Annotated in this window: 11 protein-coding genes and 1 tRNA gene; 4 read left to right on the top strand and 8 right to left on the bottom strand. The window is 34.0% G+C overall.

Annotation, left to right across the window (positions count from 1 at the left end; translation table 11 throughout):
• Nucleotides 1–548 precede the first annotated feature (548 nt).
• Nucleotides 549–1,529, top strand: coding sequence for a M23 family metallopeptidase (locus NH26_RS15455; RefSeq protein WP_044227560.1), 981 nt, complete (start codon nucleotides 549–551; stop codon nucleotides 1,527–1,529).
• Between the two features lie 238 nt (nucleotides 1,530–1,767).
• On the top strand, nucleotides 1,768–2,892 hold the full coding sequence (gene ald / locus NH26_RS15450; RefSeq protein ID WP_044227555.1) for an alanine dehydrogenase: 1,125 nt from the start codon (nucleotides 1,768–1,770) through the stop codon (nucleotides 2,890–2,892).
• A gap of 59 nt (nucleotides 2,893–2,951) precedes the next feature.
• Here ald and NH26_RS15445 read toward each other — a convergent pair whose 3' ends face one another.
• The 7 genes from NH26_RS15445 to NH26_RS15415 all read right to left on the bottom strand — a co-directional run bounded on the left by NH26_RS15445 (nucleotide 2,952) and on the right by NH26_RS15415 (nucleotide 10,898).
• Complete coding sequence (locus NH26_RS15445) at nucleotides 2,952–4,076, bottom strand: tetratricopeptide repeat protein (RefSeq protein WP_139263109.1); 1,125 nt, start codon at nucleotides 4,074–4,076, stop codon at nucleotides 2,952–2,954.
• 160 nt (nucleotides 4,077–4,236) lie between these two features.
• Nucleotides 4,237–6,162 (bottom strand): molecular chaperone DnaK, encoded by a 1,926-nt coding sequence (gene dnaK, locus NH26_RS15440; RefSeq protein WP_044227551.1) that lies wholly within the window; start codon nucleotides 6,160–6,162, stop codon nucleotides 4,237–4,239.
• Between the two features lie 260 nt (nucleotides 6,163–6,422).
• Complete coding sequence (locus tag NH26_RS15435) at nucleotides 6,423–6,860, bottom strand: hypothetical protein (protein ID WP_044227548.1); 438 nt, start codon at nucleotides 6,858–6,860, stop codon at nucleotides 6,423–6,425.
• A gap of 54 nt (nucleotides 6,861–6,914) precedes the next feature.
• The gene (locus tag NH26_RS15430) at nucleotides 6,915–7,379 is read right to left on the bottom strand and encodes a DUF4920 domain-containing protein (RefSeq protein ID WP_044227592.1); all 465 of its coding nucleotides are present in this window, start codon (nucleotides 7,377–7,379) and stop codon (nucleotides 6,915–6,917) included.
• Nucleotides 7,380–7,474: 95 nt separating this feature from the next.
• A complete protein-coding gene (gene purE, locus NH26_RS15425) occupies nucleotides 7,475–7,978 on the bottom strand; it encodes a 5-(carboxyamino)imidazole ribonucleotide mutase (RefSeq protein WP_044227545.1) in 504 nt (167 codons plus the stop codon).
• Nucleotides 7,979–8,159: 181 nt separating this feature from the next.
• The gene (locus NH26_RS15420) at nucleotides 8,160–10,424 is read right to left on the bottom strand and encodes a tetratricopeptide repeat protein (RefSeq protein WP_044227542.1); all 2,265 of its coding nucleotides are present in this window, start codon (nucleotides 10,422–10,424) and stop codon (nucleotides 8,160–8,162) included.
• Nucleotides 10,425–10,517: 93 nt separating this feature from the next.
• Nucleotides 10,518–10,898 (bottom strand): hypothetical protein, encoded by a 381-nt coding sequence (locus NH26_RS15415; RefSeq protein ID WP_139263107.1) that lies wholly within the window; start codon nucleotides 10,896–10,898, stop codon nucleotides 10,518–10,520.
• 91 nt (nucleotides 10,899–10,989) lie between these two features.
• Between NH26_RS15415 and NH26_RS15410 the strand changes: the two genes are divergently transcribed.
• Both NH26_RS15410 and NH26_RS15405 read left to right on the top strand, forming a co-directional pair.
• Nucleotides 10,990–11,065, top strand: a tRNA-Met gene (locus tag NH26_RS15410).
• A 163-nt stretch (nucleotides 11,066–11,228) separates the two neighbouring features.
• Nucleotides 11,229–12,959 (top strand): DUF4153 domain-containing protein, encoded by a 1,731-nt coding sequence (locus NH26_RS15405; protein ID WP_044227537.1) that lies wholly within the window; start codon nucleotides 11,229–11,231, stop codon nucleotides 12,957–12,959.
• Nucleotides 12,960–13,016: 57 nt separating this feature from the next.
• Here NH26_RS15405 and NH26_RS15400 read toward each other — a convergent pair whose 3' ends face one another.
• Complete coding sequence (locus tag NH26_RS15400) at nucleotides 13,017–15,071, bottom strand: transketolase family protein (RefSeq protein WP_044227534.1); 2,055 nt, start codon at nucleotides 15,069–15,071, stop codon at nucleotides 13,017–13,019.
• Nucleotides 15,072–15,078 lie beyond the last annotated feature (7 nt).

Raw genomic sequence — 15,078 nt, 5'->3', positions numbered from 1 at the left:
TTTAAACTTCCAAATGTTTTTGAGAAAAAATTTGAAGTTTTTTTGAAGCGTTTTAAAATCAATTACTTAACTCTAAAACTGTATTTTTAAGCGTCTTTTGACCACTTTAAAATAACATCTATCTTCCTTATTCAGCACTTTTTGTTTTCCCTTTCGTTAAAGGGGAGTGCAAAGGTAAGAAGAGATTTTTAATATGCAAGACTAATTAAATTTCATTTGGATTTTAATTTGAATTGCTGTTCTTCTTTACATTATGTCAAATAAAAGAGTACTGTAGAATAAGACTACTTACGTCTTTTATTGGTTGCCTTCCGTTTGAAGGGAGTGCAAAGGTAAGCGCAGAATATTAGAATGCAAGTGTAATTGAATTTTGTTAGGAATGGGTGATTTTACAATTACTGCTAAGTAGGCTATTATCAATACATTCATAATAAAATAAAAAGTTGAACGTTATAGGTATACTTAAGGCATCAATTGATAATGTCCTGCTTTTTTTGTTTATTTGCTAGTTCAACCTTTTAGAATCAAGTAGATTCTAGTTTTTATTTATGGCAAAAATAAAATATTACTACGATACAGAAACATGTCGTTATGAAAGAGTTAAAACCTCTCCACTAGATATGTTCGTGAATATCACGGGGTTACTATTTGCGTGCTCACTGTTCGGATTTTTCTTCTCCGCAATATATATAAAGTATTTCCCTTCAGCTGAAGAAGCTCGATTAAGAAAGGAAAATGCGGATTTGTTATACGCTCATAAACTTCTTCAAAAAGAAGTGGATGAATCGAAAAGAGTTTTAATTGCGTTACAAGATCGTGACGATAAAATATATAGAGTCATTTTTGAAGCTGAACCTATCCCTAAAGAAATTCGTCAAGCGGGTACTGGTGGATCTCAAAAATATCAAGATCTATTAGATAAAAAGTTAGCACGCCAAGATATGATTCTTAGTACACTATCTCAAATTGATAATTTGAAACGTCAAATGTATGTTCAAACTAAATCATATGATGAGATTGTTGACCTAGCTTTAAATAAATCTAAGATGCTGGCTGCTATTCCAGCAATTCAGCCTGTTGACAACAAAGACTTAAAAAGATTAGCTTCTGGTTTTGGTATGCGAATCCATCCTATTTTAAAGGTAAAGAAAATGCACGCTGGAATTGACTTCTCTGCCCCTAAAGGTACAGCCATATACTCTACTGGTGATGGTAAAGTTATTAAGGCCAGAAAATCAAATAGAGGTTACGGTTGGGAAATTGAAGTAGACCACGGCTTTGGATACGTTACTAAATATGCCCATATGTCTAAGTTTTATGTGAAACGAGGACAAAAGGTATTTAGAGGTCAAAAAATTGGTGAAGTAGGAAGTACAGGATCATCAACTGCTCCTCACCTACATTACGAGGTCATTCACAAAAAAAGAAAGGTAAACCCTATTCGTTACTTCTCGAAAGATGTTACAGCAGATCAATATGCTACTTTATTAGAGAAAGCATCAGTTGAAAACCAATCACTAGGATACTAGTATTAAAAATATCAACACAAAGCCTCATATACTTTTTATTCTGTATATGAGGCTTTTTTGTGTCCAATTCAAAATTAATCATCAAAAATATTACATCTGACCAAAAATTATTTTAAAAATATTATCTAACTATTTGATGAATTATTACATTTGCTTTTAAATTACACTACCGACGTAATACCCAATTCATCGATTTTTTTTTAAAACACATATATATACATATAAATAACATACAACCATGATTATTGGCGTTCCTAAGGAAATCAAAAACAACGAGAACCGTGTTGCCTTAACACCTGGTGGCACGAAAGAGTTAGTAAAAAGAGGACATGAAGTATATGTCCAAGCAACTGCAGGTAGCGGAAGTGGCTTTGCTGACGAAGAATATGTAGCAGCAGGTGCTAAAATTCTTCCAACAATTGAAGATACTTATGCTATCGCTGAAATGATTATGAAGGTAAAAGAGCCGATTGAAGCTGAATACCCTCTAATCAAAGAAAATCAGTTACTATTTACTTACTTCCATTTTGCATCATATGAGCCACTAACTAAGGCAATGATCGAGCAAAAGCCTGTTTGTCTAGCCTATGAAACAGTAGAAAGAGCTGACAGAAGCCTTCCTCTATTGATTCCTATGTCTGAAGTGGCTGGTAGAATGGCAACTCAAGAAGGAGCTAAGTATTTAGAGAAACCAATGGGTGGACGTGGTATTCTTTTAGGAGGCGTACCGGGTGTAAAACCTGCTAAGGTAATTGTTATTGGTGGCGGTATTGTTGGTACTCAAGCAACAAAAATTGCAGCCGGTATGGGTGCAGATGTTACTATTATGGATATCGACTTATACAGATTACGTCAATTAGACGATATCATGCCTGCCAACGTGAAAACAATGGTTTCTTCTGAGCACAACATCAGAGAAGAAATTAAAGATGCTGATATGGTTGTTGGTGCAGTACTTATCCCAGGTGCTAAAGCTCCTCACCTAATTCAAAGAGATATGCTAAAGACTATGAAGTCTGGTGCTGTTTTAGTAGATGTAGCTGTCGATCAAGGTGGCTGTTTTGAAACTACAAAACCAACTACTCACGCTGAGCCAGTTTTTGATGTTGATGGTGTAATGCACTATTGTGTAGCGAACATGCCTGGAGCTGTTCCTTATACTTCGACACTTGCACTTACAAATGCAACTCTTCCATATGCTCTTCAGTTAGCTGATAAAGGATGGGAAAAAGCTTGTCGTGAAAACAAAGAGTTAAAATTAGGCTTAAACATCATTAATGGAACTGTAGTTTACAAAGCCGTTGCTGATGCTTTTGGTTTAGAATATAAAGATGTAGAGGAAATGTTGATGGCTAACGCTTAATTTTCGATTACATCAAAAAAAAGTCTGAGTTAAATTAATTTTAACTCAGACTTTTTTTATTATATTTTTCTTTTTTGCCAATTTGATGATGCATAAAAATTAGGATAACTATCTTTTGGTAGTATTTCTTCAGGCTTCGCCCCAACCATATCAGATACAATAAGTAGTTCTGATAACATACCCTTGTAATTCTCTTCTAGATAATACAAATCAATAAGTAACAATCTGGAATCTGTTGGGAAACTTTCATTTTTAATCATCTTTTTCAAAATCTTTTTTGCTTTAGATGATTTGTCCCAAGATAAATATATTTCTGCAGTTCTTAATTTTAAATATTCATCCCCTCCAATTAATTCTGACAATTCCTCATTCATTAAAAGTGATTGTTCATAATTATCTAAACTTCCATAGATCTCCATCATCATCAAACGAATACTTTTATCGTAAGGAAAGTCTAACAAATAGGCTGATTTAAGCTTTTCCAATTGAGTCATATCACCTTGCCCTGCCTTTGCTTTCATTAAAGCTAATCGTGTATTCTTTTGCTTTTTGAAGTAATTAGACAAAGAGTCATAGGCTGTTTCTGTATTTCCATACATACCCTCTTGATTATAACTAAATAAATCCCTTGTTTTTAATAATGAGCTTCTTAGTGATTTATTGGCAACTAATTCTGGATCATCTTGAGCCAATAATATGGATATTATATCTGATAAATAAGTTCCACTAAAATAAAAATATACATCAGCCACACTCCATTCACCCAAATGGTTTTTTACCAATAGTACTTCGTGATAATCTAACCAACCATCACCTTTAAGCATTCTATATAATAAATTAGTTTGTCCGTCGGGATCTTCAATTACTTTCACAAAGCTGTACTCTCCCCCTGAACCTATTTGTTCAATTAGTAAATCACCTAATCGTATATTCTGTTTGAAAGCTGCTGCATACTCCTTCCATTCTGAAGGCTGCTTATGTAATTTTTGAAATACTCTTTGAGTAAAAGTATCATAGTCTATGTATTGATCTACAATTGCTCCATTACCATGATAAATAGCACTATCTATTGTTATAGCCAATTTAATATCATCATCCTTATCTGAAGCAAATAATGCATTCATGGAAAATAGGAAAATGACAAAAATCGTATTCAGGAAGTATTTTGGTTTTATGTTATTCATTTATGTTGTTTAGCAGTAAAATCTCCTAAAGATAAGCACTTCAAAATAAAATAGTGACATAATACTAAGTGTGCGGCAAAAAAACACAAAAAAAGAGGTTTTACTTAAATTAATAAGCAAAACCTCTTCCAACTCTTTAATTTAAATATTTCTATCCAAATTATTTTACTTCTTCGAAGTCAACATCAGTCACATCGTCATCTGCGTTGCCACTTTGTTGTTCTCCACCTTGAGCAGCACCTTCTTCACCTGCAGCTCCAGCAGCACCTGCTGCGTCACCACCTGTTGCTTGGTACATCTCTTGAGAAGCTGCCTGCCATGCTGCGTTTAATGCATCTAAAGCAGGAGTGATTTTATCTAAGTCTTGTGAAGCGTGTGCTTCTTTCAAGTCTTTCAAAGCAGCTTCGATAGCTGTTTTGTTACCTTCAGAAAGCTTATCGCCAAACTCTTTTAATTGTTTTTCCGATTGGAATACCATTGAGTCTGCTTCGTTTAATTTCTCAGCACGCTCTTTAGTTTCCTTATCTGCATCAGCGTTAGCTGCTGCTTCGTCCTTCATTTTTTGGATTTCCTCTTCAGTCAAACCAGATGAAGCCTCGATTTTGATTGATTGCTCTTTACCAGTCGCTTTATCTTTAGCAGATACATTAACGATACCGTTGGCATCAATATCAAAAGTAACTTCGATTTGAGGTACACCTCTTGGTGCTGGAGGAATATCAGTTAAACTGAAACGACCTAAAGTTTTGTTACCAGTAGCTACTGGACGCTCACCTTGAAGTACGTGAATCTCTACTGCTGGTTGGTTATCAGCTGCAGTTGAGAATACTTGAGACTTCTTAGTAGGAATAGTTGTGTTAGACTCAATTAATTTAGTCATTACACCACCCATAGTTTCAATACCTAATGAAAGTGGAGTTACGTCTAAAAGAAGAACGTCTTTTACTTCACCAGTTAATACACCACCTTGGATAGCTGCACCTACTGCAACAACTTCGTCAGGGTTTACACCTTTAGAAGGTTTTTTACCAAAGAATTTCTCAACTTCTTCTTGAACTTTAGGGATACGTGTAGAACCACCTACTAAGATTACTTCGTCGATATCAGAAGTAGACAAGTCTGCATCTTGTAATGCTTTACGACATGGCTCTAATGATCTTTGAACTAAAGTATCTGCCAAACGTTCGAAGTCTGATCTAGATAATTCTTTCATTAAGTGTTGAGGAACACCATCTACTGGAGTGATGTATGGCAAGTTGATGTCTGTTTTAGCACCTGCAGAAAGCTCAATCTTCGCTTTTTCAGCCGCTTCTTTCAAACGTTGTAATGCCATTGGGTCTTTACGAAGATCGATTGTAGGGTGATCTTTCATAAATTCTTCAGCTAACCAGTCGATAATTACTTTATCAAAGTCATCACCACCTAAGTGAGTATCACCGTTAGTAGCTAATACTTCAAATACACCATCACCTAATTCAAGGATAGAGATATCGAATGTACCACCACCAAGGTCAAATACAGCAATTTTCTTGTCAGAATTTGCTTTATCTAAACCGTAAGCTAATGCTGCTGCTGTTGGCTCGTTCACGATACGTGAAACTTTCAAACCTGCAATTTCACCAGCTTCTTTTGTTGCTTGACGCTCAGCGTCGTTAAAGTAAGCAGGAACAGTAATTACTGCTTCAGTTACTTCAGATCCTAAGTAATCCTCAGCAGTTTTCTTCATTTTTTGAAGAGTAATTGCTGAAATTTCTTGTGGAGTATATAATTTGTCACCAATCTTAACTCTTGGTGTATTGTTCGGTCCTTCAACAACTTCATATGCCATTTGAGAGATCTCATTACCAGCATCAGAATATTGTTTACCCATGAAACGCTTTACAGAAGCGATAGTATTTTGTGGGTTAGTAATAGCTTGACGTTTTGCAGGATCACCTACTTTACGTTCTCCGTCTTGTAAAAATGCTACGATAGAAGGTGTTGTTCTTTTACCTTCAGCGTTTTCAATAACAACTGGCTCGTTACCTTCCATTACAGAAACACAAGAGTTCGTTGTTCCTAAATCAATACCAATGATTTTTCCCATAACTTGTTTTAATTTATTTCTTTGATTTTTTTAATCTTTTTTGATTGTCTTTTATTCCAAAGACAACTTCTACTAGACAACTGATGTGCCAAGTGAATTTTTATGACATTTTGACGGAAAACAGATTTCCGAACTGTCAGATTGTTTTTTGATATGACAAAAATTTATCGGAAGACTGACAAAATGAGAAAGGAGAAGCACCTTTTGATACTTCTCCTTTCTTTTTTGACTGAGTAAAAAATTAACCTACAGCATAAAATCTATTCTGCGATATACAATTTTTTAATTCTCACGTTTGGTCCAGGACATTGTGTTTCATGACAATTGACACACAATGAAACTGTAGTATTATACTGATCAATCTGTCCTTTTAAATGAATATCTGAAGACTGATTAATGTGATTCAAGAAATTACTTGCTAATGATTGGTACTGTTTAGAAGATGTCTTTCCTTCTTCAGTAGGCTCAGCGGTTAGAATATGTGTTACTTCTAAAGGATATTTCTGTAATGAATCACCTTTAATAATAGCATTTCTTTGTGCTTCCATTTGATCTGTAACATCTCTCATTAACCAAGCTAATTCAGAACCTCCATTAGGATAGTTTGTAGATGTTCTTTCTTTTGAAGATGTTTGACAGCCATAAATCACTACTGATAAAAATAATATCGTAATGAATAGAGTTAGTAATTTGTTCATGTTAGAGGTGGCTATTTGATAAAAAATTGAGTCACTAATGCATTACACTTTAGTTTAATTTTCTATTACAACACCTGCAGCCATAAATGTGTACTTAGTTTCTGGTTCTACAATTAGAGCTATTTCTTCTTTTGATTTACCTGCATCTTCTGCATAGTGCTTTAATGTAGCTATATCAATTACTTCTTTTTGGGCTACACCATTTATGATAGCTGTTTTACCCGAAGCATCCATTGGAACAAAAAATTTATAATCTTTAAATTTCACAAAGACTTCATTACCACTTTCATCTAGAGGCATTTTCATCCAACATCCTTTTTTCTGACAAACACCTGTAATTTCCCCTTCTAGTTGAACAGTAACTGTCTCCTTTTTATCTAATTGATTTTTTAACTCAGTAGAAGCAATCACATTTTCTGTTTCAAATGCTTCTCCATAATAAGCAACGTCGTTTGTTTGTTCTGTAGAACAGCTAATAAATAGGATGATTGAGAGGAAGAATAAATAGATCGATTTCATTTTCATATTATTTAGGTAAAAGTTAGGAATTAGAAATTAGGAGAAAGAAGTTTTTAATTTAATATCAGTTCCTAATTTCTAATTCCTAGATAAAGTTATATTTTCGATTTCCAGCCGTCAGTTTCTACTGATTCTGCTGAAGTCAAGACTTTATCTTTCATTTCTTTCATAAAGTCTTCTATATTTTTTGATACTTTTTCGTCTGTAACCCCAACTATTTTAGCGGCTAAGATACCTGCATTCTTTGCTCCATCTAAAGCTACAGTTGCTACAGGTACTCCTGCTGGCATTTGAAGAATAGATAAAATTGAATCCCATCCGTCAATTGAATTTCTTGATTTTACTGGAACACCAATTACAGGAATCGAAGTCATGGATGCGACCATTCCTGGAAGATGCGCTGCTCCGCCTGCTCCAGCAACAATTGCTGCTATGCCTCTTTCTTTTGCTGAAGTTGCATATTCAAACATACGCTCTGGAGTTCTATGTGCAGAGACAATAGTTAATTCATACTCAACTCCTAAATCTTCTAATACTTGAGCCGCCTCTGACATTACTTTTAAGTCAGACTGACTTCCCATAATGATACCTACTTTCATGGTAAAAAAAGGAAATTTGTTTTGTGGATTTAAACTTTCCTCAAAGATAGAATAAATGAAGTAAGAGGTAAAAGGGAAAAGAGATATTTGTATTTTTTCATCAAACTCAGGTCTCTAATCAAAAAAAATCCTCATCCAAGAAAACTTAGATGAGGATTTTTACTAGTTACAATCTTTTAGATTATTGGAATCTCGGATCGTTAGGGAAGCGAGCTCTTAACCATTGCCAATATAACTGTGCTTTTTGTTTTTGCCCAGTTTGCTCGTAAAGTGCCGCTAATGCATATCTTAATGATGGATCTTCTTTGGTATATTTCAATCCAGTTAAATACGTTTTCTCTGCTTCTTGTACTTTTCCTTGCTGTTGTAAAACAAGACCTAAGTTATAGAATGCTCTTGAATTTTGTGGGCTGATTTCAGAAGCTTTTCTTAATGAAATAGCTGATTTCTCCCACTCTTTAGTTTCGGCAAACAATAAACCTTTAGAATAATAAGCGTCTGCAGAATTTGGATCTACTTTGATCGCATTATTCAATTCTTTTTCAGCGTTTTTAGTTTCGCCTTTGATTGAATAAATTCTTGCTAAACTTAATCTAGCTTCATTCATTAAAGTATCAAACTTTAAAGAAGTACGATAACAGTCAATTGCCTTATCGTAATCTTTCCTTCTCTCCCAATATTGACCTTCACCGAATGGGCCTTCTCTAAAATCTTTGGCTTGTCTAAAGTAATGGAACATTTCTTCATTTGCTTTTTCAAATGCTACTTTCCATTTTCCTTTAAAACGACTTTCATCAGCATCTCCCAAAGCAATAGCTACTGCAACCCTTACTCCTCTTACTTCATCTTTTAAATAAGGACTTAAAATAGTTACTCTCTCATCTAAAGATAATTGTGATAGGTTTTGAACGGCTGTTGTTCTAACCATAGGTTCAGGATCTTTTAATCCTTGCATTAATGCATCTATTGCTCCATCTCCTGGAGTTCTTGCTAAGTAATATAATGCCGTAGATCTAGCAATAAAAGGAGCTTTCTTCTCCGTTACCATTGCTCTAAGGTCTTCTATATACTGAGGGTCATAATTACGACCTAATGCCAATGTATCTCTCCAATCGTGTTTATACTCACCATACATTTTCTTGTATTCCTTATCTGCCCATTTCACAGATTTATCGGTATGACATTGATTACATGCATTTGGTGTACCTGAATATTTTAAACTTAAATCTGGTCTCGGTGTTCTAAAACTATGATCACGACGATAGTCATTACCCATATAAACCTCTCCAACCATATGACAGTCTACACATCTTACATTATCAGTTAAAGAGTGTTTTGTATGTGATTTGACTTCATACTCAGATGTTTCATGACATTGAGCACAAACTTGATTTAAATCTTTAAACTTCAACTCTGCTTTATGTGGATCATGACAGTCGGTACACTTTACCCCTTCATGATACATTTTAGACTGAATGAAAGAACCGTAAACATATACCTCATTTAATATTTGACCATCATGATAGTACATTCCTTCTCTTAACATTTCAGGAGCAAACTGATCATAGAAGCTTTCTTCAAATTTGAAATTCTGTACTAACTGAGATCTTCTTGAGTGACAAGGTGCACAGTTCTCTACTAGAGTTCTAGCATCTTCACCTTTTTTAAATTGTTTGATGAACAACCCTTCTACAAAATCTTTCTTCTCTTCGAATTCTTCAGAATTAGCAAAATCGACATGTTCTTTACCGGGACCATGACAAGCTTCACAACTCACATTGATGATAGCATACTTTGTATCAAAAGAATCTTTAAGGTAATCGTAGTTCTTTCTTACGTTGGTTGAATGGCAATCAGCACACATTGTGTTCCAGTTACCTCCACCATTTGCCCAATGTAACCATTCATAATGTTGAATATCATCAAGGTCATCGTGTTGATTAAACCATTTTTTCTTTTCTGTATCCCACGTTTCTCTGATTACTTGAATCTTACCTTTCTCCATTTCTACCATGTAGTTTTGAAGAGGTCTCAATCCGAAAGTATATTTTATTTCGTAATCATGATTTTTACCATCAGGTCCTTGTGTATTGACATAATATTTATCGCCTTTTGTGAAAAAACGACTTGTGACATTATTATTAACAAAGGTGACGTTATTAAAATCACCCAACACAAATTCTTTTGTAGCGAGTTTCATTGATTCATCATGGTCGCTTCCTTTCCATTGATGATACTCTTCTTCATGGCATGATCTACATGTCTCTGTTCCCACAAATATTGAATCTGGATAAGCCAAATCAAATGAATGGTGATAATCTAAATTGGCAGTAGTCTCTGTTTGATCACTTTTTTGATCTTCAGCTGTTTTATTACAGCTCTGGTAGATAGCACCAGAAAAAATCAATAAAGATATAAATAATAGTAATTTGTGTTGAAGTTTCATCTATTCCCTTTAACGAAAGATTTGTAATAATTCCTGAACAAAGTTATACGAAATAATAATAATTGATTCTATCGTACAAAATTTATTACGATATCAATGCTTTATTTGTTTTAATTCTAGTTTATCATTTGTTAATGATTGAACTAAATAAGTCGTCTCTGTTTCTCCAATTACAAATGTCAGCTTTTGTTCCTTAGAATTAAATGACCAAACTCCTTTTTCTCTAACAGGCATGTCATTACTCCCGGTAATAATTTCAAATAAATCCCCATTTTCTTTGATTTCATAATGTTTTCTGCCTCCTCTCTTAGGAGTCAACTCCTTTTCATTAGAAGTAAAAGTACAGGCGTCTTCAGTCTCTTCAACACATGTCCAATTAGAAATCAACTCTCTTGGAAAAGAAGTCTTATTTATTTTTTGACAAGAAAATAATGTTAGAACACTGACAATCAGTATATAAATAATTCTATGCATAATCATTGTGATTTGTTTAAAATAAAAATGGTGAAATATTTTTTTTATAAAAAACTTTCCTCTACTTTTGCCAAGCAATTCAGAAAAATAGTGCGGGGTGGAGCAGTTGGTAGCTCGTCGGGCTCATAACCCGAAGGTCATCAGTTCGAGTCTGGTCCCCGCTACCAAGAGAGGTTACTTCTTTTTAGAAGTGACCTTTTTTTATGTCCAAACTTTCCTATTTCATTACTTTTCTACTCTAAAAATAGATGTATCTTGTAAGATGATGATAAATGCGTTAATTATCATATCAATGATACCTTTATTTATGAACTAACATCAACCAAAAGAATGAAATCACTCTCCATACAACAATTAATTGATGGTCTATATAAATCTGTATCTCGATTTCCTTTAGCCATATTATCGGCAATACTTCTAAACTTTCTTATCATTTATGGAATTGAAACAGATATAGATCCTAGTATTTGGTATTATAGAAGTATTCACGGTGCTCAATTAGGTGTCCCTTTATTTATTGCCCTCACTTTATTTTCAGAATCTAAAAATTTTAATGCGATAAAAGGTACTACCATCAAATTTATAGGTGTTGTTTTATTAGTTATTTACCTTTTTACACTCCCTGAAACACTTACATTTATCAATTTCTCCCGTTGGATACTACTATCTATTTTGGTTCTTCTGTTAGTATTTATTGCCCCATCATTACATAAAGGTCATGAATTACATTTCTGGGTATTATCAAAGGAAACAATACTTATAGCTATTGAATGTCTGTTTTATGGATTAGTAATTGGCCTTGGATTATTCGTAGCTATATCTGCTATTCACTTCTTATTTGATATTCATATCAGCAGTAATCGCTATCCTGAAGTTATGTCTATTTGTTTGATCACCTTAAGTACGCTTTTTTTTGGAGGAAAAATGCCTGCCGTTGCCCCCTCTCAAACTGACGTATTCGACTATCCAAGTATATTAAAAAACTTCACTCAGTTCATATTAATTCCTTTAGTATTACTTTATCTCATCATATTATATGTATATGGTGCTCAAATAATAATAAACCAAAATTGGCCAAAAGGGTATGTCTCTTATCTATCAATAGGATTTTCAATATTAGGATTAATGACTATCATATTAATTTATCCTATTCGAAACGACATTAATAATAAGTGGATTCCTTTATATAATAAAGTTTTTCTATACACTCTCTTTCCTATCATTTTTCTTTTTTGTGCAGCGATTTGGAGAAGAATTTCTGAATATGGTATTACAGAAAATAGATATTACTTAATAGCATTGGGACTTTGGCTGACTTTTATATCAGTTTACACATTAATAAAGAGGGATAAATTCATAAAAATGATTCCTATTTCTCTTGCTGTTTTATGTGTATTAGTTGCTTTTGGTCCTTTCAGTGCATTTAATGTGAGTAAGAAAAGTCAGTTTAACCGTCTAAAACTAATAGGAGAAAAGAATCATTGGATTGATGAAAATGGTCATTGGGTAAATGGCATAGAAAAAGATGTTCCTATTAAAGATATAAACGAAAGTGTTTCTATAGTAAAGTATCTTATTAAAAACCATGGATACGAAACACTACAACCACTTTTTAAAGACTCTGTTTCTTATTATGTTAAAAATATAGACGGAAAATATGCTCAATCAAGGGTGTTTTTAGGGAAAATGAATCTTTCAAAAATTCATCATGATGAATCTCAAAGATTTAATTTAAAAAATCAGCATTATTCTGATTTAGAAATAAGTGGCTACAATTATTATTTTACTCAGGATCTACCCTATGGTAGAATAACAAATCAATCCAACCTCCAGATTTCTAAGGAAAAAGACATCCAACTAATTATTAATAATGAAGACGAATCATTATTAGGTGAATTGATCATTGGAGAAAAAAAGTATACAATACCCTTTCCATTAGAAGAAGAGATGAACTATAAACATAAAGATTTCTTGATAAGTTTTGATTTTATAGATTATACAAAAAAAGGAAATCAACCTATTCAAATAAATAATATGAAATTCAATTTATTTATTAAATAAAAATGCCATTCTAAATACATAGAATGGCACTTCGTCTATTTGACTGTTAAGTCTAAATTAAACTGTTGTAGGTTCTAATAAACCTTCAGCTGCTAATTTAGGTTTTAACCATTCGATCACTGTTTCAGGTGTAAAACCAAATTCTTTATCCAGTACCGATGCTGGTGCAGAATAACCAAAGTGATCTAAACCGTGTACATTATTGATATTTACTAAACCACTTAATGTTACTGGCAATCCTGCTGTCAAGCCAAAGGTCGGTAAAGTTGGATCAATAATTTTGTTTTGATAAGATACTTCCTGATCTCTAAATAGTCCTTCAGATGGTACAGAAACTACTTTTACATTTAAGCCATAATCCTTATTCAATAAGATCGCAACAGAAGATAAAGTTGAAACTTCAGAACCATTAGCTACTAATTGAACATCTACTTTTGTGCCTATTGATAAAGCTACATAACCACCTTTTTTAGTCTCAGACGCATCTTGAGTACGAACAGCTTCTGAAGTAATTGAAGGAATATTTTGTCTAGAGAAAATTAGTCCAACCGGACGGTCAGCACTTTCTACAGCCATTTTCCAAGATTCAGTTACTTCAAAGGCATCTGCAGGTCGAAGGGCTAAGAAGCTTTTCTTACCGTGATGATTTTTTAACTGCTCCAATAATCTCAATTGTGCTTCTTGTTCAATTGGTTGGTGAGTTGGTCCATCTTCACCTACTCTAAATGAATCATGCGTCCACATAAAGATTACAGGTGTTTGCATTAATGCTGCCACTCTCATTACCGGTTTCATGTAATCTGAGAACACAAAGAAGGTCGCACAAACTGGAATAACACCTCCGTGTAGTCCCATACCAACAGCAATTGCTGCCATGGTTAACTCAGAAACACCTGCTTGTAAAAATGCTCCTGAGAAATCATTCTTTTTAAGAATTGTTGTCTTTTTAAGGAAAGCATCCGTTTTATCAGAATTCGCTAAATCTGCTGAAGCAACAATCATATTTTCACAATTTTCTGCCAAGTATGATAATACTTTACCAGATGCTGCTCTTGTTGCTACTCCTTCAGCTTGTTCGATAGCAGACCAATTAATCGTATTTTGTTCTCTATTAAAGAACGTTTGAAGAGTAGACGCGAGATCTGGGAATTCAGTAGCCCATTCGTTCTCTATATCTTTATATTGCTTCGCTGCTTCAGACTTTTGCTCTAATACTTCTTGATAATACTTTTGTACTTCATCAAAAACTACGAAAGGCTCTTCAGGGTTACCCCCTAATTTTTTAATAGTATCTTCAAAACTTGCTCCTGAATTAGATAATGGCTGACCGTGAGTAGAGCATTTCCCTTCAAAACTATTTCCGCTACTATCAATCGCTCCTTTACCCATTACTGTTTTACCAATAATTAGCGTTGGTCTATCTTTCTCTTCATTTGCTTCTTTTAAAGCTAAACGAATTGCAGTGGAATCATTACCATTAATAGTAATTACATTCCAATGCCAAGCCTCATATTTTTTAGCTGTATCTTCAGTAGTTACTTCCTCTACTGTTGTTGATAATTGAATATCATTGGCATCATAAAACATAATTAGGTTGCTAAGACCTAAATGTCCTGCAATACGACCTGCACCTTGAGAAATTTCTTCTTGGATACCTCCATCAGAAATATATGCATATGTTTTATGTTCTGTTATTTTACCAAAACGTTCTGTTAAGAAACGCTCTGCAATAGCTGAACCGACTGCATAAACATGACCTTGCCCCAACGGTCCAGAAGTATTTTCTATCATGCGTTGTACATCTACCTCTGGGTGACCCGAAGTAGGACTGCCCCATTGTCTAAATGCTTTCAACTCATCCATTGAGAACACGTCCATCAAAGATAGCTGTCCATAAAGCATTGCAGACATATGTCCCGGATCTAAAAAGAAACGGTCTCTTGCGTGCCATGATGGATCTTTTGGATCAAATTTTAAAAATTCGCTATATAGTATTTGAATAAAATCGGCTCCACCCATTGCTCCGCCAGGATGCCCAGATTTTGCTTTTTCAACCATTGCTGCTGCTAATATTCTAATATTATCAGCTGATAGTGTTTGTATATCTTTCATTTTTTGA

This window comes from Flammeovirga pacifica, assembly GCF_000807855.2.
Lineage (GTDB): Bacteria > Bacteroidota > Bacteroidia > Cytophagales > Flammeovirgaceae > Flammeovirga > Flammeovirga pacifica.
The sequence above is the reverse complement of the archived record's forward strand: the minus strand, read 5'-3'. Positions and strand labels throughout refer to the sequence as shown.